Origin of the sequence: Enterobacter sp. Lyrl_3, from assembly GCF_051948675.1 — a bacterium.
Classification (GTDB): Bacteria; Pseudomonadota; Gammaproteobacteria; order Enterobacterales; family Enterobacteriaceae; genus Enterobacter; species Enterobacter cloacae.
Window position 1 is genome coordinate 1 of sequence record NZ_JAYJLI010000010.1, and the last position, 18,361, is coordinate 18,361.

24 protein-coding genes are annotated in these 18,361 nt (G+C 53.5%); 23 read left to right on the forward strand and 1 reads right to left on the reverse strand.

Translation table 11 applies throughout. The features are described from left to right. The 6 genes from VF709_RS16970 to VF709_RS16995 all read left to right on the forward strand — a co-directional run. A partial coding sequence (locus VF709_RS16970; RefSeq protein WP_440231988.1) for a hypothetical protein occupies nt 1-454 on the forward strand: 454 nt, incomplete at its 5' end. A 2-nt stretch (nt 455-456) separates the two neighbouring features. Next, the gene (locus VF709_RS16975; RefSeq protein WP_336242002.1) at nt 457-693 is read left to right on the forward strand and encodes a hypothetical protein; all 237 of its coding nucleotides are present in this window, start codon (nt 457-459) and stop codon (nt 691-693) included. Between the two features lie 13 nt (nt 694-706). After that, nucleotides 707-1,288, forward strand: coding sequence for a hypothetical protein (locus VF709_RS16980; protein ID WP_336242001.1), 582 nt, complete (start codon nt 707-709; stop codon nt 1,286-1,288). Then, nucleotides 1,245-2,153, forward strand: coding sequence for a hypothetical protein (locus VF709_RS16985; protein ID WP_336242000.1), 909 nt, complete (start codon nt 1,245-1,247; stop codon nt 2,151-2,153). The genes VF709_RS16980 and VF709_RS16985 overlap by 44 nt, the downstream gene beginning before the upstream one ends. After that, nucleotides 2,150-2,767, forward strand: coding sequence for a methyltransferase domain-containing protein (locus VF709_RS16990; RefSeq protein ID WP_440231991.1), 618 nt, complete (start codon nt 2,150-2,152; stop codon nt 2,765-2,767). The genes VF709_RS16985 and VF709_RS16990 overlap by 4 nt, the downstream gene beginning before the upstream one ends. A 24-nt stretch (nt 2,768-2,791) precedes the next feature. Then, entirely contained in the window at nt 2,792-3,283 is a 492-nt protein-coding gene (locus VF709_RS16995) for a hypothetical protein (protein WP_336241998.1), read from the forward strand. 24 nt (nt 3,284-3,307) lie between these two features. Here the strand turns inward: VF709_RS16995 and VF709_RS17000 are convergent, their stop codons facing one another. After that, a complete protein-coding gene (locus VF709_RS17000; protein WP_440231992.1) occupies nt 3,308-3,673 on the reverse strand; it encodes a DUF488 family protein, N3 subclade in 366 nt (121 codons plus the stop codon). Nucleotides 3,674-3,750: 77 nt separating this feature from the next. Between VF709_RS17000 and VF709_RS17005 the strand changes: the two genes are divergently transcribed. The 17 genes from VF709_RS17005 to VF709_RS17085 all read left to right on the forward strand — a co-directional run bounded on the left by VF709_RS17005 (nt 3,751) and on the right by VF709_RS17085 (nt 18,346). Further along, nucleotides 3,751-5,028 (forward strand): putative antirestriction adenine methyltransferase, encoded by a 1,278-nt coding sequence (locus VF709_RS17005; protein ID WP_440231994.1) that lies wholly within the window; start codon nt 3,751-3,753, stop codon nt 5,026-5,028. Beyond that, entirely contained in the window at nt 5,018-5,722 is a 705-nt protein-coding gene (locus tag VF709_RS17010) for a ParB N-terminal domain-containing protein (RefSeq protein WP_440231996.1), read from the forward strand. Before VF709_RS17005 ends, VF709_RS17010 begins: the two co-directional genes overlap by 11 nt. Then, on the forward strand, nt 5,685-5,951 hold the full coding sequence (locus tag VF709_RS17015) for a hypothetical protein (protein ID WP_440231998.1): 267 nt from the start codon (nt 5,685-5,687) through the stop codon (nt 5,949-5,951). The genes VF709_RS17010 and VF709_RS17015 overlap by 38 nt, the downstream gene beginning before the upstream one ends. 3 nt (nt 5,952-5,954) lie before the next feature. After that, entirely contained in the window at nt 5,955-7,127 is a 1,173-nt protein-coding gene (locus VF709_RS17020; RefSeq protein WP_440232000.1) for a terminase small subunit, read from the forward strand. After that, on the forward strand, nt 7,127-8,449 hold the full coding sequence (locus tag VF709_RS17025; RefSeq protein WP_213322348.1) for a terminase: 1,323 nt from the start codon (nt 7,127-7,129) through the stop codon (nt 8,447-8,449). The genes VF709_RS17020 and VF709_RS17025 overlap by 1 nt, the downstream gene beginning before the upstream one ends. Before the next feature lie 11 nt (nt 8,450-8,460). Beyond that, complete coding sequence (locus VF709_RS17030) at nt 8,461-9,885, forward strand: anti-CBASS protein Acb1 family protein (RefSeq protein ID WP_440232002.1); 1,425 nt, start codon at nt 8,461-8,463, stop codon at nt 9,883-9,885. Next, nucleotides 9,845-10,675, forward strand: a complete 831-nt coding sequence (locus VF709_RS17035) for a hypothetical protein (RefSeq protein ID WP_440232004.1) — start codon at nt 9,845-9,847, stop codon at nt 10,673-10,675. The genes VF709_RS17030 and VF709_RS17035 overlap by 41 nt, the downstream gene beginning before the upstream one ends. Further along, the gene (locus VF709_RS17040) at nt 10,656-11,966 is read left to right on the forward strand and encodes an NUDIX hydrolase (RefSeq protein WP_440232006.1); all 1,311 of its coding nucleotides are present in this window, start codon (nt 10,656-10,658) and stop codon (nt 11,964-11,966) included. Before VF709_RS17035 ends, VF709_RS17040 begins: the two co-directional genes overlap by 20 nt. After that, nucleotides 11,959-12,570 (forward strand): hypothetical protein, encoded by a 612-nt coding sequence (locus tag VF709_RS17045; RefSeq protein ID WP_440232008.1) that lies wholly within the window; start codon nt 11,959-11,961, stop codon nt 12,568-12,570. The genes VF709_RS17040 and VF709_RS17045 overlap by 8 nt, the downstream gene beginning before the upstream one ends. A gap of 10 nt (nt 12,571-12,580) precedes the next feature. Continuing rightward, nucleotides 12,581-13,609 carry a hypothetical protein gene (locus VF709_RS17050; RefSeq protein WP_440232009.1) on the forward strand — a complete coding sequence of 343 codons (1,029 nt, stop codon included), beginning with the start codon at nt 12,581-12,583 and terminating at the stop codon, nt 13,607-13,609. A gap of 61 nt (nt 13,610-13,670) precedes the next feature. Continuing rightward, a complete protein-coding gene (locus VF709_RS17055) occupies nt 13,671-14,141 on the forward strand; it encodes a hypothetical protein (protein WP_440232011.1) in 471 nt (156 codons plus the stop codon). After that, nucleotides 14,141-14,593, forward strand: a complete 453-nt coding sequence (locus tag VF709_RS17060; protein WP_440232012.1) for a hypothetical protein — start codon at nt 14,141-14,143, stop codon at nt 14,591-14,593. The genes VF709_RS17055 and VF709_RS17060 overlap by 1 nt, the downstream gene beginning before the upstream one ends. Further along, the gene (locus VF709_RS17065; protein ID WP_440232014.1) at nt 14,590-15,018 is read left to right on the forward strand and encodes a hypothetical protein; all 429 of its coding nucleotides are present in this window, start codon (nt 14,590-14,592) and stop codon (nt 15,016-15,018) included. Before VF709_RS17060 ends, VF709_RS17065 begins: the two co-directional genes overlap by 4 nt. After that, nucleotides 15,005-15,952 (forward strand): hypothetical protein, encoded by a 948-nt coding sequence (locus tag VF709_RS17070; RefSeq protein WP_440232016.1) that lies wholly within the window; start codon nt 15,005-15,007, stop codon nt 15,950-15,952. The genes VF709_RS17065 and VF709_RS17070 overlap by 14 nt, the downstream gene beginning before the upstream one ends. After that, a complete protein-coding gene (locus tag VF709_RS17075) occupies nt 15,949-17,277 on the forward strand; it encodes a hypothetical protein (protein WP_440232018.1) in 1,329 nt (442 codons plus the stop codon). The genes VF709_RS17070 and VF709_RS17075 overlap by 4 nt, the downstream gene beginning before the upstream one ends. 23 nt (nt 17,278-17,300) lie before the next feature. After that, nucleotides 17,301-17,729, forward strand: a complete 429-nt coding sequence (locus VF709_RS17080; protein ID WP_320734122.1) for a hypothetical protein — start codon at nt 17,301-17,303, stop codon at nt 17,727-17,729. Further along, nucleotides 17,729-18,346, forward strand: coding sequence for a hypothetical protein (locus VF709_RS17085; RefSeq protein ID WP_440232020.1), 618 nt, complete (start codon nt 17,729-17,731; stop codon nt 18,344-18,346). Before VF709_RS17080 ends, VF709_RS17085 begins: the two co-directional genes overlap by 1 nt. Nucleotides 18,347-18,361 lie beyond the last annotated feature (15 nt).

An 18,361-nucleotide genomic window follows, 5' to 3' on the forward strand; every position in this document is an offset into this window, starting at 1 on the left:
TGCAACGGACCTCGGCAAAGACATTCTGTTGACGGTCGATGTGCAGACACTGCTTGAGCTGATATCGGCGCTGGGTTCCAGTGGCGACCAGGTACTGGACGGGAAACTTCAGCTCAATCACCAGCTGGTGCTTAAGTCCGTGCAGCAGACCGATGCCAACGTTATCGCATTCTATTTTGGCGAGGATGACGGTGTGATTGACGTCGCTATCAAGGCCACCGGTACTGTCGACAATCGCGGGCAGATCGCGATTAGTGTCCGCGATGATACGGGGAACCTGATTAATGTGATAACGGTCGATGGGAATAGCAAGGCTGTGCTTTTCCATCCTGACTACAAGATTTATATGGGCAGTAGTTCAGTCGACCTCAGCAAAATCACGCCGTTCGGCGGCCAGCTGCTGGCCTGTCAGGATGCAGCTGCGGTGAAAACACTTCTCGGTATTTCGGGGTAATTATGTCAACTGAACGAATCGTCCTGAACCAGACCTGGGCCCAGATTAGTGCTGACACGACCAGTAAGCTGGTGGAGTGCGTATCGGGTACAGGCGTGATCGTCGCCGGTGATTCAGCGCCGCCGCCAGAGCAGACGTGGGGCCATCCATTACGTGGTGGCGATCCCATTCGGGTTACTGAATCTGTCTATGCGCGTGCGTCCGAAAACTCGCCTCAGTGCGTCCTCATCATAACCTGACGTTCCGGTACCAATGAAAAAAACGTTTATTTGTGTCGCCAGTGGCCCGTCGCTGACGGCGAACGACTGCGCACTGGCCTCCGGCTCTGGTTATCCGGTCATTGCGGTTAATTCGAGCTGGAGGGCTGTGCCTGATTGCCAGCACATCTACGCAGCCGACTTTGCATGGTGGGATCACTACCACGATTCACTTCAGACTCGCGCCGAACTCTGGACCCAGAGCAAACGGGCGCACTCCCGGTTCGGCGTTAAGCTTTTCACCCCATCAGATAACGGCCCGTTCAATTCCGGGCAGCGTGCCATTCAACTGGCTGCACACCTCGGCGCTAAGAGGGTGATTCTTCTCGGCTACGACTGCACCCTGGCGAACGGCGCACACTGGCATGGCCGCCACCCGGCAACGATGCACAACCCGGTACCGCGAGAAGTAGGGCGCTGGCACTCCGACTTTTCTTCTCTCGCTGGCGCTTTGCCAGGCGTGGAGATTATCAACGCGTCACGCGAGACCGCGCTGACATGCTTTAAACGTTTACCACTTGAGGCGGCACTTTATGCCTGGAAAACTGTACTTCGACGGGATGCACGGCATCGGTGACAATATTAATCAGCGCTGCTTCATCAAAGCGCTGGCGCAAAAAGGCCACGAAATCTGGCTGAAAACACCTTTGCCGGAAATTTACGCCGGAATTTCTAACCTTCACTTCGTTCACGCAAACTCCCCGCTGCGCACCCAGAAGAAAAGCGAGCAGTCTTCCACCGCGATGTTCGAGCGCGAGCCGCCAGGCATCCCGCGCACCCGGATTTTCTACGGAAATGGTCACCTGCAGACTGGCAGCATCTTCGACGCGATGGAACAGCAGTTCGGTACCGCGCCAGCGCGGATGGATTTGCCCAGCTATGCGCCTGCAGATATCCGCATTCCGGCGGGTAAGCCGGTGGCAGTGATTCGCCCAACAACGGAACGCACCGAATGGCATAACGCAAGCCGCGGCCCACTGAACCAGCACATTGACGACGTTGCGCGTCGCCTGGCCATCTGTGGATTTCACGTCATCAGCGTTGCCGACGTGCAGGAAGGGAAGGAATGGATCCCAGACGGTGAGCCGTTTGCACACCAAAAATTCCACAATGGTGAACTGACCATCTGGCAAATGCTTGCGCTGGTGGAGCGTGCCGACATCGTGCTGACCGGGCCCTGCGTCATCATGCACGCGGCGCTGGCCTACCAGCGACCGATGGTTTGTCTCGCTGGTGGTAATGGCGGTAACAACCACCATCTGAAGGTCACCGACCCGCGCTGTATGGATTTGTCCCGCGCTTTATTCGTCTACCCGGATAATTACTGCCGCTGTCAGGAAATGATCCACGACTGCGACAAAACGATCACCGAACTTCCAGAAAAAGTGGAGGGGTTCATCACCACGGTGTACCAGCAGGCTCGCAGGCGGAACGCAGCATGAAACGTTTTTCTCAGGAAATTAAGCGCGGGCTGGTCTGGCTGCCGGAACTCGGGATGGGCCGGTACCCGGTACCGAAAACACGCCCATACGATGCGGATTATTTTTCCCGTTACCAGGAGATGGCCGACACGGACCTCGGGCGCGAACTGACGGCGGCGCGTATTCGTCTGGTGGCCCGGCACTATACCGGCCCGGTCCTCGACGTAGGGATTGGGGCAGGGCAATTTGTCACGGCCAGACCGGAAACGAAGGGGTTCGACGTAAACCCGGCAGGGATTGAGTGGCTGAAAGAGCGCGGGGCCTGGGCGAACCTGTACCGGGATCGTTATCCTGCGCTGACGTTCTGGGATAGCCTGGAGCACATCGACCGCCCGGACGTCGCCGTCGCACGAGCGGAAAAATGGGTTTTCGTTTCGGTACCCATTTTCTCCGGCGCTGAGCACGTCATCCGGTCCCGCCACTTCCGCCGGGATGAACACATCTGGTACTGGACCCACGACGGTCTCGTGGCCTGGTTCGGAGAGCAGGGCTTCGAGCTGATGGAAAGCAACGGAATTGAGACGCAGCTCGGACGCGAGGGTATCGGCAGTTATGCGTTTGCCAGGGTAGAATAATCTCCTTAACTCAAGGAGATATTGATGAACATAGCGGCAGTTTGGGACATGATTTTATCCTGTGAATGGGGGAAAATTTGGTGGGGCATAACACACGCGCATTGGGCAAATGTATGGGCCTCAATTTCAGCAATTTTTACTGCCTTAGCTGTAATCGTTGCTGGGTGGGCGATGTTTCGCTGGAAGAAGCAAGATGAGTTGAAGGCTAAAATGGAATTTAAGCAGGCTGTTGCTGATTACGTTTATGCGCTACTCAAAATGCCAATACATTTAGGGGCTACTCCGCAGGACAGAGCTAAGCATAAAGAAGCAATAACTGACTTAATCAATAAGTTCAGCCATTGCCGAAACACACTTCTCTACTGTGAAGCTGCCCTGGATAAAGAATTAGACGTTCTAGCCCACTGGAAAAATATTTACGACAGCCATGCTCCTTACCTTGATGGCAAAAAATCTTCGGTTGATTTGGTCTCTGCGGGCGACGGGATTCTGAAAACCAGATTCGTGTTCAAATAAAAGCCGGGTTTCCCCGGCTCCGCTTTAGAACATGTCTAGCTGCGGTGTGGCGTGGGGATTGTACTCTTCAACAGCAATCCCCAGCTCTTTTCTGAACCACCGCGCAACCAGCTGCCGATGGCAAAACTCTCCCGGCGGCTCCCAGCACAGCAGCACAGGCTCACAGCCTGCCAGCAGGTGCAATTCGTTCCACGTCTGTTCCGGATTCAGCTTCGCCAGTATCTCGTTCTCATAGAGTTCGATATAGCGGGAAACTGAAACCGAGTTAAACCATTCCCCCGGTGCCAGCTTTTTAAACGTGTGATATCCCGCCGGGGTATTGCGCGGCGCGTAGCGGGCAATGCTGATTCGGCCATCGCCGCGGTAGAGAGAAAAACAGGACGTTTTCATCGTTACTCCTTCCTATGAAAAACAATAACTTACGTTAATAATTATAGCATAAGTTGCTGATATATAACGGTAAATGTATGTTTATAGGCTCGATTCCGAAGAAATTGATCACCCAGATCCTGGGTAATATCCAGCTGAAACCTCGTATCTTTATAGGCTGCTCAGGCTCGTTTCGTACAGAGCACGCCATTAAAAACCTCATGCCCGACCGGGCGGTGTACGGGAATGACGTTTCGTTGCTGTCCTGCGCCGTCGGCAACCTGCTGACCGGGCAGAAACTCGACGTGGAGTTTTCCGGTCGCCTCGAACCTCTCAACCAGCTGCGCGGCGACGCGGTGGCAAACACCTCTGCGATCTGCCTTGCCATCACCCTGGCCCGGTTCAAAGGGAATAATCAGTACAGTCAGGCCCACTTCGCACACATTATGCGAAACCTTTCTGATTACCACCGCATCGAGCGGGAGAAGCTGTTGCGCTATACCGACGGGTTCACCATTGACGGGTTCCACGCCGGAGACTTCCACCACCAGATTGACGCCGCGCGGGAGCATGACGGCACCGTGATCATGTTCGCGCCGACGTACAAAGGTGGGTATGAAAATATCTATAAATTCGTCAACACCAGTGTTACCTGGGCGGCGCCTGAATATGGCGTCTGGGATCCGGAAGGAACCGAAGCGCTGATTCAACGGCTGCTGGATGAGAACCAGAACTTTGCCATCGTTTCTGATCGGCGCATGGAGAACATCGAACCGCGGATCATGTTCGCCGGCAGCAATAAGCCGATTTACATGTACGCAAATGATGCCCGGTCATCACTTCGGCGTGAGGTGAAAAAATCTCAGCCGTTCCGGTATCGGCTGGTGGACGTCACGGCGATAACAGAAAACAGCAGGGTGGAGATTGCGTTACTCAACGCGCAGCAGCTGAACTTCCTGAAGAATATCTACCTGGCGAAAGGCATCAACCACAAGGCGGGGATGATGAATTTCGCGGTGCTGGTGGACGGCATGCTGGCGGGCGCATTCATTTTCTCGATGGCGCAGTACGGCGACAAGATCCACAACATCTACATGCTCAGTGATTTCTCAACGTCGCGGCACCGGAAGCTGTCGAAACTTATTCCCATGCTGGCAACGAGCCGGGACGTCATTGCTCACGTAAACCGTCAGTACCTCATCGACATTCAGGAGGTGTACACCACTGCGTTCACCACCAAACCGATATCGATGAAGTACCGGGGGATCTACAAACTGGCGAAGCGCGGGGAAGGATTCCTGAATTATTCGTCTGCAGTACGTGAGCTGTCGCCGCAGGAAATCTTCAGAGAGTGGTACCGAAAATATGCCAATTGAAACCGCTATCCGGCGCGTCGCGCTGGCAGAACTGACGCTGCTGGAAAAGAACGCTCACTACATGGACCCGGATGAATTCGCCCGACTGGTGGCGAACATCAAAGCCGACGGCGTGCTTACCAGCCTGCCTGTTGTGTATCGCGGTACCGTGTTGTCCGGTAACCACCGAACCCAGGCAGCTATTAAAGCCGGGCTGGTGGAGTCAGACGTTATCGAGATTGTGAGCGAACTGACCGCCGACGAGCAGCTGGCGATCCAGCTCAGCCACAACTCGATCAAAGGGAAGGATGACAGCAACATCCTCCGGGAGCTGTACGACTCGATCAACAGCCTCGACCTCAAGCTTTATTCTGGCCTGACCGACGATGATTTCAAAATCTCCGACGTTGAGGTGCAGACACTCTCGTTCGTTCAGCCCGTTTATGAAGACCTGGTGATCGCCTTCCTCCCGGAAGAGAAAACCTTGTTTATCGAGGCGCTGGAAAAAGTAGGGAAAAAGGCAAAAGACCGCCTGATTGTGGCCGGACGCGCCAGCGATTTCGACCTGGTTTTCAAAGCCGTCATCAACGCAAAGAGCAAGCTGAACATCATCAACACTGCCGAAGCACTGAAGACAATCGCGGAACTCGCGCTTCAGAAGCTGGAGGACATTCCTGATGAGCCAGCGGATCCATTACGACAAAGCGAAGGCTGAAGCACTGGCTGCGTGCCGGATGACAGCCCAGCAAATCGCTGACGTTCTGGACATCGACTTTGACGTGATGAAGCAGGACAAGGACCAGCTCGATGAGTTTTACGTTGCCATCCGAAAAGGACGTGCACGCGGTGAAGCTGAACTCAGAACGGCGCTCTATAAACTCGCCCGGGAAGGCGATGCGTTTGCGCTGCGCGAACTGCTTAAGGTGGAGAAGAACCAGGAATAATCAATGAGCAAACCGGATCGGGAGGCGCTACAGCAACAATATTCTGCTGCTTACCTGCGCTCCGGTATCTCGCTGGAAGCGTGGTGTGATGAGCAGGGGTTGGTATACAACAGCGTCAGACGCTACGTAAAAAAGCCTCATAAAAATGCGCAAAGCGCAGGTGATAAATCTGCGCAAAATGCGCAAAAAACTGCGCAAAAAAAAGTGCGCAATTCTGCGCAAAAAACTGCGCAAAACTGCCCTGAAAAATCTCCTAAAAAAAAGCCTGAGAAAGTCGTTACCCCTCTCCATTTCGATGAGCAGGAGGAGTCCTTCAACCCCAGTGATTTCGGGCTTTCTGGAGCGGAAGGCAAATTTGCTGAGGCGGTTGCTAAGGGAGCAAAACTCATTGATGCATACCTCGATGCAGGATACAGCGACAATCCCAAAACCGCCTATGCGCAGGCGAGCAGAATGGTTAGAAAACACAACATTTCGCAAGCCATACGCTGGCTGCGCGATCGTCGTCAGAAACGCCTTGCGTTGACCGAGCAGGAAATCATTCATCAGCTCTCTTCCATCGCTTCAGCAGACCCAAACCTGATTTCTCATATCCGTCGCGTTAACTGTCGCTATTGCTGGGGTGATGACCACCACTACCAGTGGCGTGACATTGACGAATACGAGCGCGCCTGTGCCTCGGCACTGGCTGAGAGCCGGACGCCGCCAGCGTTTGACGGCGGGGTAGGTTTCGTTGAAACCACCATACCTAACGAAGCATGTCCGCGTTGTAATGGCGATGGGCAAATGGATCTGTTCTTTGCCGATACCAGCATGCTCGACGGGCCCGAGCGCTGGCTTGTGACAGGCGTCGAACAAACCATGAATGGCCTGAAGGTCAGGATGGCAAGTCCCGAGGCGGCCCGTAAGGAGCTTCTGGCCTACCTCAAAGCCACGAAAGGGAAACTGCCTGCAGGTGGTGCAGGTGGTGCAGGAGCTGCAGGAACTGCAGGCGGCGAATATGAAGACGATTACGATCGCGAATGGAAGCGGCTGCGTAACGAGAAGATTCAGGCCGAGATCGAGCGCATACGTACCGGGGATAAAGAGAGCAGCCTGATTGTGGTTCACAACGCGCTGCAGGTTCCCGGCGCGGTTCAGCCCACGCAGGAGGATATCGACGAGGGCGATGAATAATGGCGGAGATATTCTGCAAAAAGCTTCACACCGCTCAGTCACGCGTCTGGACCGAAGGCAGCCAGCACCAGTACAACGTTGTCCGTTGCGGCCGACGCTGGGGTAAAACTGCCATCCTGGGCAACATCGCGATTTCCTACGCAACGTCACTTTTCAAAGAGACGGGAGGAGAACGGCTGCAGGGGGGCAGGGTTGGTATCTTTACCGCTGAATACCGCCAGCAGCAGGAAATTTTCGATTATCTGGAAGAAGCACTGCTGCCGCTGATCAAAAGCAAATCGCGCAGCGACGGTCGAATCATCCTGAAGAACAAAGGCCGCATTGACTTCTGGGTAACGAACAACAACCCGCTGGCCGGGCGTGGGCGTGAATACGATGTGGTGCTGATCGACGAAGCGGCATTTACCAAATCGCCGGAAATGCTGAAGGAGATATGGCCTAAGTCGATTAAGCCAACACTGCTGACCCGTCGCGGTCGCGCATGGGTGTTCTCCACACCGAACGGCAATGACGACGACAACTTTTTCTACGCCATCTGCAACGATAAATCGCTGGGCTTCCATGAGCATCATGCGCCGACATCGAGCAACCCGTATGTTCCGCCGGATGAACTGGAGAAAGAGCGCCAGGCTAACGACCCGCGCGTCTTCCAGCAGGAATTTCTGGCGGAATTCGTGGACTGGTCAGCGGAGGCGCTGCTCGACGTCAACAAACTGATGATCGACGACCTGCCAGTCGCGATGCCAACCACCTGCGACATGATATTCGCTGTGATGGACACCGCGCTGAAAGGGGGGACTGAGAACGACGGGACAGGCGTTGTCTATTACGCCTACGAACAAACGTACTCAGAGCCGCGTTTAACCATCATCGATTACGACCTCACCCAGATTAAAGCGTCACTGCTGCCGGAGTTTATGCCGGGGGTTTACGCCAACCTGGAGCGCCTGGCGAAAATATGCCGTCCACGTATGGGCAGTCAGGGCGTGTTCATGGAAGACGCCGCGATGGGTGCCATCCTGAACCAGAAAGCAGAGACAGAAGGATGGGACATGAAGCCCATCAAGTCGGCGCTGACCGGGAAGGGCAAGGACGAACGTGCGGTGCTGGCATCCGGCCACCACTACCTCGGTAAATGCAAAATCACGAAGGAAGCCTACGACAAAACGGTCACGTTTAAGCAGGTCACGGCTAACCACCTCATCAAACAAATCGCCGGGTTCCACCTGGCCGATCCGAAGGCGCACAAACGCGCTGACGACCTATTCGATTGCTACACGTACGGCCTGATCATCGTGTTCGGCAACTACGAAGCACTGTAACAGGGAGCCTTATGGCAGAGATTCAGATTGACGCGGCTCTTAGCTCTGCGCTGGCGAAGATACTGGAGTCTGATGAAATTCAGCCCGGTACCGACGTTGGCTATGAGGTCTGTAAGCTGCTCTGGCAGTTCCATCCGCTTGGCGGAAAACTCGTTGAAAAGCCCATTTCTATGGCGATGTGTAAGCCACGGCAATACAGCGTTGACACGGACCCGGATGAACGCGTAGTTCGCCGCTTCCAGGAGGTCTGGGAACGGATGGAGCTAAACGAAAAAATCAAAAATTTCTTCTTCATCTCCCGGTGTTACGGGGCCGCGGCTATCGGCGTGGGAACGACGTCCACACCCTGTAAGGATCCGCTGCCGACTTTTGGGCTTACCGAAGAAGAAGTCTACGTAAACGTGTGGGACCCACTGAATGCTTCCGGCAGCATGGTTACCGACCAGAACCCGAATAGCCGGTACTTTCAGCAGGCGAATGCAACGCTAAAAATAGCCTCAAAAAGCTGGCATTCATCCCGAACGCTGAAGGTTTTCAACGGCACACCAATCTATCTGGAATACCAGAATTCAGCGTTTGGGTTTACCGGGCGCAGCGTGTTCCAACGTGTTCTGTATTCGATGAAATCCTATATCGGGACAATGGTTGCCAATGACCTGGTTAGCCAGAAAGCGGGCGTGTTGGTCGCCAAAGTTCAGCAGAACGGCTCGGTGATGACCGGCATCATGAATGCCGCAACCGGGAAAAAACGCGATTTTGTTAAAGAGTCCAGGAACAAAGGTGTGATCAGTATCGGGCAAAACGACGATATTGAATCTCTTAATCTGCAAAATATCGATAAAGCGCTTACCACATCCCGCGACAGCATCATTTCTGATATTGCTTCCGGTAGCGACGTCCCTGCAATCCTCATCAAAGAAGAGGCTTTTTCCAAGGGCTGGAGCGATGGGGCGGAAGATTCGAAGGCCATAAGCCAGTATATCGACGGTGTACGCCAGCTTATTGAACCTGTCATGGACTACTTCGAGCGCCTGGTTCAGTACATCGCCTGGAGCGAGGATTTTTACAATTCCCTCAAGAACGACTACCCGGACATCATCACAGAGGACTACCAGACAACGTTCTTCATGTGGCGCCGCGAGTTTACAGCGAAGTGGCAAGAGCTTGTCGAAGAGTCACCGGATAAACGCCGCGAGGCCGACAGTAAGGTGATTCAGCAGGCAAAAGACCTTTTCACGGCGTTAACCACCAATATCGATCCAGAGAACCGCGCTATCGTCGCTGAATGGCTGGCGAGCATAGTCAACGCCACTCAGACCTACGGCGATGTTCCTCTCATCATCGATACAGACGCACTGGCGAACTACGTTCCGCCGCCACCCCAGGAGCCACTGAATGACAGCAATCATCCGGGCGGGGAAGAAAAGGAGGAGTAAAAGCCTCTATGAGGTACTGACGGACGCGATCAACTACTACGTGAAAAATGGCTGGGATTCTGAGAAATCATTGCTCGATTGGTCCCGAAAGCTTCGCGTAGCCGCCACACGGGAAGCGCCCGACGCGGATGTCGCCCGTAAGCACCTCACCGCCATTTATAGCCGCCTTGTTGTTGACGGTGGCGCACTCAAAGACCAGCCGCCTGACGGCCCTACGAAAGTCACCCTCGATAAGCTGAAACCGCAGTTCCGCGAAGAACTCAATAAACGCATTTTTTCCAGCGCCAACCTGATCCAGTTAAACAGGGAGCAGGCTATTGAACGCACGGTACAGCGTTTTCAGGGGTGGGTGACGTCGATACCGCCGGACGGCGTTAGCGAAATCGACAAAAACGCCCAGAAACAGGCAATGCGAAAGTCGGTTTCCGATCTCGACTACATCAGCCGCCGGGTGGCAATAGACCAGGGCCATAAACTCGCCAGCAACGTGAAATACCTGCTTTCAGTACAGAGCGGGGCAATCGCCTTTGTTTGGCATTCCAACTGGCGCCGGCCCGGTTACAACTACCGCGTTGACCATAAAGACCGTGACACATTGATTTACCTGCTGCGCGGCTCATGGGCCGTCGAACAGGGTCTGATCAAACCCATGCACGGTTTTTACGACGAAATCACCGCGGCCGGCGAGGAGGTTTACTGCAGCTGCCAGGTATTCCCGATTTATGCGCCTCAAAAACTGCCCATCGAATTTTTAACGGAGAAGGGAAAACGTGAATTTAACCGAGTTTGAAGCAGCGCAGTACATCCGGGACGGCACGCTGGCATCGCCAGTGAAGTTCTCGAACATGTGGCTGGTGAACATGCGTATCACCGGGACAGGCGCCGCGTACCGCTATGGCGAGAAAGAATTCGTATGGCGGGACCCGGACATCTATCTCAATGAAGGATTTCTTCTCCGCTGCAATGGGTTGCCGGTTCTGTGGGACCACGCAGAGAAGGCCCCAATGAGTGAGGAGGAATTCAAAAAGCGCAGTGTCGGTAGCGTAATGCTCCCTTACATCAAGGGGGATGAGGTTTGGGCGATTGTCAGGATCTACGTGAAAGAGGTCGTAGACAAAATCATCAATGAACAAACCTCGACGAGCCCGGCGGTAATTTTTGGGGGTGAATCCGGTTGTATAGAACGAGCAGAAGGAGATTCCAACCTACTGATCGAAGGGGTTCCTTTCCTGCTCGATCACATTGCAGTAGTAACGAAAGACCACGGCTCTCTCGGAGTCTGGGACAAAGAAGGGGTCCCCGAGGGGATCGAGGTAACCAACAAAGGTGACATAGAGATGGACAAAGAAGAACTCCAGAGCCTGCTCCAGAAGGCCGTTTCCGACGCGCTGGGTGGAGTAAACAACAAACTTGAAGCCATGTCAGCACGAATGGACTCTCAGGACAAATGGATTAAGTCCCGCCAGGACGCAGACGAAAAAGCGAAACAGGACGCAGAGGAGAAGGAGAAAGCCGAAGCGGAGGAGAAAGCTAAGCAGGATGCAGCTGAAAAGGAACGGCAGGACGCTGAAGAAGCCGAAGCCAAGAAAAAGGCCGAGGAAGAAAAGGCCAAACAGGATGAAGCGGAAGCAGAGGAGAAGGCCAAGCAAGACGCTGAAGAAAAAGCCCGCGAAGACTCAGCGATGACAGAAGCGCGTGTACGTTGTGACAGCGCCTATTCAGCATGTGGAAAGCGTTCTCCTGAACCTTTTCCCGGTGAAAAATCGCTGGATTTTCGCAAGCGTGCCCTGATTGCCCTTCAGAAATATTCCCCTGATAACAAAGATGTGAACATTCGCGCCGTTTCCGACGCCGCTGTGCTCACAGTTTTGGAAAAAGCGATCTACGACGATGCGCGTAAAGCCATCGACGATGAGATGAATAACACCCAGGGGCATCTGAACAAACGGGTTCGTATGGATGAAGCAGGTCGTCGTATCACTGAATATGCCGGTGATCCAAATGTCTGGCTGGCGGCCTTCAAAACTCCGCCGCGCCGTGTCGCTAAATTCCACACTCAAGGAAGCATGAACAATGTCTGATATCACTTTTAACCCATTCAAAACCCAAGGCTCACCGACAGGCATGTTCAACGTCGAGTCGCGTGGCCTAGTGCAGGGTGATGCACAGGACGATCCTGCAATTCGACTCCAGCTTTGTTCTGGTACGTTCGACAGCACTAACCCTGTATGGGCTGGCGTCGGTGTCATGGAGTGCATTGCTACGGATGCCGCCAACATAGCCGGGGCTAACGTGAAGCCTGCTACCGCAACGGTATGCAACGCGTTCATCGTTTCCAACCAGGCTTACCACGGCATCATTACCGCCGGAAATAATGTTCCGCTCTATGTCGGCGGTGGTTCTGTGCATTACTTCCGTGTTGGCTCCGGGGCGCGTATTCCTCTCCCTGTGAGTGCGGAGGTAGCTGCGCTGGCGAACGGCAGCGAGGCCGTTGGTTCGGATGGTTTCGTATGGGATCTGACGAACAACGTCATCGACGTTTACTCCAGTGCGACGTCTGGCAATCCGAAACTGGATATCAAACTACTGATGGTTTCCCAGCAGGGGAACCTGACAGTGAAGAAAAATATCGATGGTACGGTTGTCTGGGAAAACGACAAACCGTGCGGCCTGTTTTTGATCTAAGGAGTAATAAATGAGCGCTTTCGCACCAGCGATTACCACGGTATCGCCTTCCATGATGTTGCCGGAAATTGTCATGCAATACAGCATGGCTTCCGGCGCATTCGACATTCTTTCGGGCGGGGCACCGACCGTCAAAATTGGGTCTAACGATCTGGTTGTTTACCAACGCTTCCTGCGTGCCCGTACCCAGGCGCATGTCGGCCAGTCTCTGCCTGGCCAGTTGCCATCATCATCCATCGTGCCGAGCTACGACCAGATGATGACTTATCGTATTTCAACACGTTCTCAGTACAGCTATCTCGATACAGAGGCAGCGAGCGCGTGGGGATATTCGTTAAACAACGGGTTACAGCTGGCAAACCGTCAGGGCCATGCCCAGACGCTGCGTAATATGCTGCTGTACGGCGTGAAGGCATCCAACAACGAAGGGATCACTAACTCGCCAAATGCTGTAACGGTCAACCTTGGCAGCGACAGCCAGGGCAATGATTCGTATACCACCTGGGATTCTGGCGAAATGTCAAAATTCCTGCTTGGTACTATCGCCGACCAGAAAACCAGCATGATGTTGCTGGGCCAGACGCTTACCACCGTTGTGCTGTGTCCGCAGCGCTTCATGAAGGCGCTGGAGTGGACGGGGATCGTTGAACTGACCAGTTACCAGCGCCCCGGAGGTGGTACCCAGACCGTTGGAGGGCTGACTAAGACGATCGCTGGCGATGCCACTGGCGACGATGTGATCTTCTGCCAGGACGACACTCTGATTGGCAAAGGCGCTGGCGGTACCGACCTGATCGTTATCACCAACCCGGAAATTGTCGTACCCGAAGCACGTCAGGACATCAACACCAACATCTTCGCAACCCTGATGCCAAACCAGCAGGCCGTGAATGTGATGTTCACCGATGTTGCAGCGCCAACAGAAATCCCGTCTCCAATGCCGGACGGCGGTATTACCACGCTGTACACCGAGCGAGTAACACCGGGCTGGAACTTCCGCCCGGAAGGCGTGACGCTGCTTTCCGCGAAATATTCTTAAACCTCGCTTTACTTCGTGCCTTTTGGGGAGCTTTGGCTCCCTATTTTTTTGAGGAAAAACCATGAAATTATTTATCGCCAACTGCTCCAGCCAGCCACACATGTTCAATTACAAACTGCCGGAAAAACATCAGCCTTTTGGAGTGAAGATCCGTGCTGGTTCCCAGCACATGCTCGAAAACACCGCTGATGTGATTAACCATATCATCAAGCAACATGAGCCCTACGGGTTCCAGCGCTCCGACAAAGTGGATAAGAATTTTTCCGGTATTTGTTATTCCATCGACAAACCAGTCACGGTGGGGCGCATCGAAGAGAACCACGAGCAGAAAGTCGAAAACCTAGATGACATGTCACAGAAAATTCTCGAAGCCAACGCGGTTTCGCTGAATAACACCGTTGATAACGTTGTCATCCAGAACGGTGAAAAGCCAAAAGATGACGGGGTTCAGATCGAAATCGTTGGTGAAGCTGTAAACCCGGATCAGGAGAATCCACCGAAACTGAGTAAAACCGTGAAGGTGCAAAAGTAATGACAATACGCCCGACGCTTGACGGATATATCCGTTTCGTTCGTGGCGTGATGGGTGTTCCTGATACCGCTATTTCTGACGATGATCCGACGCTGGAGTGTTGTTTTCAGTCAGCGCTTGAATTGATCCCGAAACAGCTGGGGCTGGAATGTTTGCCCATTATCTACACGAACACCGTGTACAACGCTGGCGGCTCTCTGCTGCTGCGCTATGCCATCGATACGCCACCCAGTACTTACTTTGTCGACCAACGTAAAAAAATGGAGCTGAACGATCCGGTGTACGGACTGGTCAATTCAGCTGCAGACCAGGGAACCTCAGGTGCACTGTCCATCAGCGATGCGATGAGTAATCTCACACTGGCCGATCTTATGCTGATGCAGGATCTGTATGGCCGTCAGGTTATTGCGGTGCTCATGGAATTGGGGCCGCTTTGGGGGTACACGCCATGAAAGTCTGCCTGGGAGTCATCGATATTCCTTACGACTACGGCGACAACCCGGCAACCACTTACGAAGTCGCTGAAGACCTGCAGGAGCGCTACAAGCTTTTCACCCATTTCTGGGACCTGCATCAGAAGGAAATTATTCCTGAAGTGGGTGAGGCGCTGGCTTGGGCCCTCATCAATCACATCCAGTTCGGTGCGCCAATGCCGGGCGGCGAGCTGCTGGGTGAAACCATGAAAGCGTTCAATATTTTTCTCGAAGGCGAGGAAATGGCGGGATTGTCCGTTGATGGCGTGCCAACTAAGGCGGCGCTGGAAGGGAAGAATTCCCGTCTGAAGATTGAGCGCGGTGAACGTCGCCCATCGTTCATTGATGGTGGTCTGTTCAAATCCTCTTTTGTCGCATGGATAGGTAACGATGCCGAGCCTTGATGAAATTGCCGAGAATACCGGCACTCAACTATCCAGCGTTCTCCAGGCAGCAGTCGAAACCATTTCATCCGGGCAGGAGATCACCTTTCGCCTCTATGTGCGCCAGGTGCTTCCGCTCGATGGTTTCGTGTACTGGATAAACGCTGAGATTATCACGCCTGATGAGCTGGCGCGGATGGGGATCGCAAACCCTCTCGCTACGACGATTAAGGGCAGCCTGCACAGGCAGGTTGTCACTGAGCAGTCGGCCACGTCCTCCCGCGACGTTAACAACATCATTTTCACCCCGATCACCAAAGCCGACGATTTCAACATTGAGGATCCGAACGCTATTTATCTGGGGGAGTACGAGGGGACTCAGTTTGCTTTCTCCCGCATGGAGAGCCGGTACACGCAATCTGGCATTTTCCATTACCGGGGAATGGCAATCCTCCCGACCATGCGCTCGCAGATTATCGACAGCCCGGACGATATCAACGATGAGCAGATTCTATCCAACAGCACACCGATATGGTTGTCACTGAAACAGTTCGCGACGGTTTATCCGTCCTTCCTGGTTCCTTCCAATCTTAAGCCACCGTATATCGCTGCAGACGTAAGAAATACTTTGCCCCTGCAGATGGCGTCGGCGGTGCAGGGCACCAATCGCTATCAGTTCGCTCAGGATTCTGTCCGGGTGACGCTCTACGGTTTCAGCAATCAGATGGCGCTGGACTTTGTTGACTACGTGGTGAACAAGGCGCTCGACGACGAAGAATTCGGCATAACCAACATGCCGATCGTCAGCGACGCGAAATCTAACCAGGTGGAAATCAACGCGCTGGCGAAGAAAAAAATAGTGGATTTCGACGTGAATTATTACCAGGCCACGACGCGGGACATATCGCATCAGCTTATCAAAGAAGTCATTTTTAACTACGAGGTCAGACAATGAGCTACAACATCGTTACTGTGAACGTCTCGCAGACGATTGGCGCCACGCCGTCGAATTTGCAGCAAACGTCCGCCATTCTTTCTTTTGGCGCGACCCTTCAGGAGACAGGTAAACCTGTGCTGCTCACGCAGCCGTCAGATATTTCGGACCTGGTGGACAATCCAATCGGCACGTTAACGGCTGAGGCGTCGTCGTTTGGGTCTGACTTCACCCTTACTCTACCGGCTGGTGACGAGCTGACCCGGGATGATGGAAATGAAGTTGAGATTACGATCAAAAATTGCTCGCCAAACGTCTGGAATGGTACGTATCTGGCAACGGTGGTTGACAGTCACACACTAACCTGGACAGTGGTCGATTCCACACTTGATGGTTCACCAACGTCTGTCGGGCAGTTCTCGGTAACCGGGAGTGACGCGCTTGTAACTGCTGTCGATACGTTTTTTGCCCAGGGTAATTCTGTTGGCACCTATCTCCTGGAGCTGGGGTATCAGGATGATCTGCCAAAGAATGAGGTGGCCGCGCTCAAAACCTACATGCAGGAGCCCCTGAAGCGCTTTTACGCGTATCTGGTCCCGGAAAACTGGAAGGCTAACGCTGACTTCATCAACCTGGCGAAACTCTACACTGCGAACGAAGCGAAGCAGTATTTCTTCGTGCTGGAAGACACGCCAGACGATACCAACTACGTCACGCCGTATGCCGGTATCAAATCCATCATCGCGATGGCCGATGATACTTACCCGGTAACGAACGCCGCGGCGGCGGCAATGTGGAATCTGGTATCCGCGTCGCCGTCTGAAATTAACAAAGTGCCACCAATGGCGTTCCGCTACCTGCAGGCGGTAAACGCGAATGCTGCGAAGGCAAGCATCCTGACCACGATGGTGAAGCAGAATATCAACTATGTGGACACAGGCGCGGAGGGCGGCATTTCGAACACCATGCTGGTGAAGGGTGTTACAAGCGACGGCAACGACATGACGTACTGGTACAGCGTGGACTGGGTACAGATTAACGTCGATATGATGCTGGCCAACGCCGTTATCAACGGCAGCAACAACCCAATCAATCCGCTGTATTACAACCAGGATGGTATTGACCGCCTGCAGCAGGTTGCACAGGGCGTATTCAACACTGGCGTTTCTTACGGCCTGGTCAACGGGCAGACTCCGGTAAACGCGGTACCGTTTAAAACCTACGTTAAAAACAACCCGAACGATTATGCCATTGGCCGTTATGCGGGTCTGTCTGCCACTTACACGCCTATGCGCGGTTTTGTGGAAATCATCTTCAACATCAACGTGACCATGCAGCTTTCCTGAGGAGTTGAACCGTGCCAAATCCAATGATCAATCCGGGCGTATTAAACCGCGTCCGCGCCAGCGTAAAGTTCAATGACTTTCCAGGGCTGAACGTATCGGCATCCTATCTTGCCAAGGAAGGGGTGGAACTATCGTTCCAGGGCAATATGACTGATTTTCTCCCTGCAATGACCGGGGCGGTGCAGTCTCCCCAGCCCTACATGATTATGCAGGCCAGGGTTCACCTGCTTCGTAGTCAGGCTCTCTCTACGCAGTACAAAGCGCAGTGGGAGCTTAACTCAGCCATCGGTGATGCCAAGGTTTATAGCGACAGCACAACTTTCGGTGATTTTGAATTATTCAATACCGCGATAACAAATGTTCAGGACATGACCTTTGCCGGTGGTGATCCGGGTGTGGTCATCACCATTACAGGAACCTATTACATCAACTCGGAAATGTGGAATATCTGATGAAAATCTCTCGAAACATGCACTTAATTATTCCCGTAGATACCGAAATGGGGACGGCTTATATCCATTCAGCGCCTATTTCGAAGGAGGTTTACCGCGAGCATTTCTTCATTCTCAGTAAGACTTTTTCCGCCATTTTTTCTGAAGGTCTCGGCGTGGTTGCCGGGCCGCGAGTCGCTTATCTCATGCTTGAACATATCTGTAAAAAGGATGAGATCTGGGAAGGGACCACTGGAGTGCGTAATACCCTGGTGAACGAAATCATCCGTCTTTCCAACCTGGTCTACCCTGTGGAAGGAAAGGGGTGGGACACCAAGCCTCTTGAAGTTGCTCTCGATCGCGAAATTGTCGAGCTCGACGAAGTTATCGGCGAACTCGTTTTTTTTACATGCGTCTCGTCGATAAACAAACCCGCACAGGCTCAGGGTCTGATGAAAGAAGTCAATGGAATGTGGAACAGTCAAACTACGTCCTTGAGTCTTACGGACTGGATGCGTTCATTGCCGACATTGAAGCCAGCCGACAGTTCTGGCGAGACGGAGAGCACATCATCAGCAGCATCCTCGACTACACAGCAGCCGCAGGATTCTCTGAGATCTGGCTCGATACCGGGCTAAACCTGAAAACAGCAG

What these genes read in the sequence shown, in the direction of transcription:
- VF709_RS16975 (WP_336242002.1), top strand. Translation starts at nt 457, where the DNA reads ATGTCAACTGAACGAATCGTCCTGAACCAGACCTGGGCCCAGATTAGT.
- VF709_RS16980 (WP_336242001.1), top strand. Translation starts at nt 707, where the DNA reads ATGAAAAAAACGTTTATTTGTGTCGCCAGTGGCCCGTCGCTGACGGCG.
- VF709_RS16985 (WP_336242000.1), top strand. Translation starts at nt 1,245, where the DNA reads ATGCCTGGAAAACTGTACTTCGACGGGATGCACGGCATCGGTGACAAT.
- VF709_RS16990 (WP_440231991.1), top strand. Translation starts at nt 2,150, where the DNA reads ATGAAACGTTTTTCTCAGGAAATTAAGCGCGGGCTGGTCTGGCTGCCG.
- VF709_RS16995 (WP_336241998.1), top strand. Translation starts at nt 2,792, where the DNA reads ATGAACATAGCGGCAGTTTGGGACATGATTTTATCCTGTGAATGGGGG.
- VF709_RS17000 (WP_440231992.1), bottom strand. Translation starts at nt 3,673, where the DNA reads ATGAAAACGTCCTGTTTTTCTCTCTACCGCGGCGATGGCCGAATCAGC.
- VF709_RS17005 (WP_440231994.1), top strand. Translation starts at nt 3,751, where the DNA reads ATGTTTATAGGCTCGATTCCGAAGAAATTGATCACCCAGATCCTGGGT.
- VF709_RS17010 (WP_440231996.1), top strand. Translation starts at nt 5,018, where the DNA reads ATGCCAATTGAAACCGCTATCCGGCGCGTCGCGCTGGCAGAACTGACG.
- VF709_RS17015 (WP_440231998.1), top strand. Translation starts at nt 5,685, where the DNA reads ATGAGCCAGCGGATCCATTACGACAAAGCGAAGGCTGAAGCACTGGCT.
- VF709_RS17020 (WP_440232000.1), top strand. Translation starts at nt 5,955, where the DNA reads ATGAGCAAACCGGATCGGGAGGCGCTACAGCAACAATATTCTGCTGCT.
- VF709_RS17025 (WP_213322348.1), top strand. Translation starts at nt 7,127, where the DNA reads ATGGCGGAGATATTCTGCAAAAAGCTTCACACCGCTCAGTCACGCGTC.
- VF709_RS17030 (WP_440232002.1), top strand. Translation starts at nt 8,461, where the DNA reads ATGGCAGAGATTCAGATTGACGCGGCTCTTAGCTCTGCGCTGGCGAAG.
- VF709_RS17035 (WP_440232004.1), top strand. Translation starts at nt 9,845, where the DNA reads ATGACAGCAATCATCCGGGCGGGGAAGAAAAGGAGGAGTAAAAGCCTC.
- VF709_RS17045 (WP_440232008.1), top strand. Translation starts at nt 11,959, where the DNA reads ATGTCTGATATCACTTTTAACCCATTCAAAACCCAAGGCTCACCGACA.
- VF709_RS17050 (WP_440232009.1), top strand. Translation starts at nt 12,581, where the DNA reads ATGAGCGCTTTCGCACCAGCGATTACCACGGTATCGCCTTCCATGATG.
- VF709_RS17055 (WP_440232011.1), top strand. Translation starts at nt 13,671, where the DNA reads ATGAAATTATTTATCGCCAACTGCTCCAGCCAGCCACACATGTTCAAT.
- VF709_RS17060 (WP_440232012.1), top strand. Translation starts at nt 14,141, where the DNA reads ATGACAATACGCCCGACGCTTGACGGATATATCCGTTTCGTTCGTGGC.
- VF709_RS17065 (WP_440232014.1), top strand. Translation starts at nt 14,590, where the DNA reads ATGAAAGTCTGCCTGGGAGTCATCGATATTCCTTACGACTACGGCGAC.
- VF709_RS17070 (WP_440232016.1), top strand. Translation starts at nt 15,005, where the DNA reads ATGCCGAGCCTTGATGAAATTGCCGAGAATACCGGCACTCAACTATCC.
- VF709_RS17075 (WP_440232018.1), top strand. Translation starts at nt 15,949, where the DNA reads ATGAGCTACAACATCGTTACTGTGAACGTCTCGCAGACGATTGGCGCC.
- VF709_RS17080 (WP_320734122.1), top strand. Translation starts at nt 17,301, where the DNA reads ATGATCAATCCGGGCGTATTAAACCGCGTCCGCGCCAGCGTAAAGTTC.
- VF709_RS17085 (WP_440232020.1), top strand. Translation starts at nt 17,729, where the DNA reads ATGAAAATCTCTCGAAACATGCACTTAATTATTCCCGTAGATACCGAA.